Source organism: Baaleninema sp. (assembly GCF_049974805.1).
GTDB lineage: Bacteria > Cyanobacteriota > Cyanobacteriia > Cyanobacteriales > Geitlerinemataceae > Baaleninema.
On sequence record NZ_JBNGCO010000224.1, the window covers coordinates 1 to 2,299 of the forward strand.

General features: G+C 47.0%; 1 protein-coding gene. It reads left to right on the forward strand.

The annotated features are described in order from the left end of the window. Window positions 1-277: 277 nt before the first annotated feature. Window positions 278-2,299: hypothetical protein (locus tag ACP5D4_RS21460; protein WP_428013638.1), on the forward strand; the 2,022-nt coding region annotated here is incomplete at its 3' end.

Consider the following 2,299-nt stretch of genomic DNA (forward strand, 5'->3'; position numbering starts at 1 on the left):
CGGCAGGGGTCTATCCCCCGCCGCCTTTTTCCGCCTTCTAGTCAAAACTCCAGATGAGAAGACGCTCGCTTTCAATACGCCTGTTTACGGAAATTTCTCAGAGAAAGGAGATCGCGATGTTTATAAATTAACTGGACAGAAAGGTCAAGTTCTGTTTCTCGATGCTTTGGAGGGAACTTCATCTCACTATCTAACTTTAACAAGTCCCAGTGGTAAGATAGTGTATTCATTCCAAAATCTCTCTAATCAAAGGGATAATTCTCGTCCGCTCGTTCGCTTGCCTGAAGATGGAATTTATGACGTTTTGGTCGATGGCCATTTAGAGCAAACTGGTGATTATGGCTTCCAATATGTAGATGTCAGCGCCGCTCCAGAGTTTAAAGCACAAAGTGCGATCGAGGGAACCCTAAACCCAGGAAAATCTGTCCAGTTTTATCAGTTTGAAGGAGGAGCAGACGAAACCGTTTACTTTGATAACTTAGAAAGCGTAACCTCGTATAGTCCTTATTGGTATCTTTATAACTCTAACCTCGAGCGTATTGCCAGTAGCCGATTAAGAGATGACTTTGAAGCTGACTTACCCGGATCGGGAACTTATTACCTCGGCATTCTTGGGGGAGAAGAAACACCGTTAAACTATTCGATCGAACGAGTCGCGACGGTTCTAGAAATAGCTTCGATTGCTCTCGACACGCCAGCAAATGGTGAAATCGCCCAGAAAGGCGAACGAGATATCTATACTTTTACTGGAGCGATCGGTCAACATATTGCTTTTGAGTCACTCGAAGGCAACCCCAAGCTGCGCTATGAGATTTACTCTCCCTCCGATAAATTATTAACATCGGGGCAGACAAACGGCTCGAATTTAGGCACGAGACTACCGTTAACTGAAAGTGGTGAGTACCGAGTTGAAATTGACGGACAGGACGATACGACGGGAACCTATCGCTTTCAAATTGCCACGGTAGAGGACAATTTCACACCGAGTCCGCCAGTTTCTGCCATTCCTTTAGCACTCAATACCCCTCGATCTATATCGCTGGCAGCCGGTGAAACCAAGCGTTATCGCTTCACCGGTCAGATCGGTCAGAAAATTTGGTTCGACGGACTGACTGAGTCCGATCGAGGTTCTAACGTATACGTTACGCTATACGACCCCTCTGGAACAGAAGTTTTCAAGAATTACAATCTATACAGTGACGATTCACTAAGAACGCTAACGCGAAATGGTAACTACAACCTCGTTATTGAATCTAAGCGTTCTTCAGCCACCGAGGTGAGTTTCCAAGTTCTCGATAACTTTGGGGCAGCCTCTGCAAGCTTCGATACCGAAGTTACAGGAAACTTATCGAACAAACTCGCCACCCGACTGTATCGATTTACAGGTGACAAGGGACAATCGATATATTTTGAAGGTTTTGACGGCGATTATTACAACTATTCTCATTTATACGCTCCCAACGGCAATCGCATTAATCTCCGACGTTTGAGTTACGATTTTGGTGATGTTGAATTACCGGGAACTGGAGAGTATATTCTCGCCTTACAGGGAAGGAATCGTACTAATACAAACTACGGTTTTGAAATCGTCACGCCTCCCCAGTTACCGATCGAGCCGTTTGAATTCGGGAGTCTTGTTGCTGGGGAGATTTCTGAACCCGGTCAAGCTAACGTTTATACCTTTGAAGCTGAATCCGGTCAACGGTTGTGGTTTGACAGTCTCGAAAGTACAAATTCCTACGATCCCCGAGATTCTCTATACGATCCGCAAGGGGTTCGAATTTGGAACGGACAATCTCTCGGTTCAGATCGCAAACTTTTTGAAGTGCCGACCACGGGAACCTACCGTCTCGAAGTCGATGCTTCGTCAGACCAAACTGGGGAATATCGCTTCCGCATTTTAGACGTTGATGCAGAAGGCGACGCTCACCCAATTGCCCTCGACTCGACTTTCGATTCGACCTCCAAGGTGGGTGTAGACGTCGATCCCGCTGCAACTCACATTTATGGATTTGACGGGACGGCCGGTCAAGTTATCTACATCGATCGCTTGCGAGGAGACGACGTCTATTCGATCTACGACGTGGCCGGACAAGCTGTCGCCACTTCAGATACATCGAGCGATATTGAGGAATTCGAGGCCGTTTTACCAAAAGACGGTCGTTATAGCCTCGTTGTTGAAGGTCGCGGGACGACGACAGACTACGAAGTGCGTTTGGGAACGCCCGACTTCGTCGAGTCGAGTTACGAATTCGGGCAAACGATTGTTGGGTCGATTTCAGAAGTGGGAGAGCGCGAT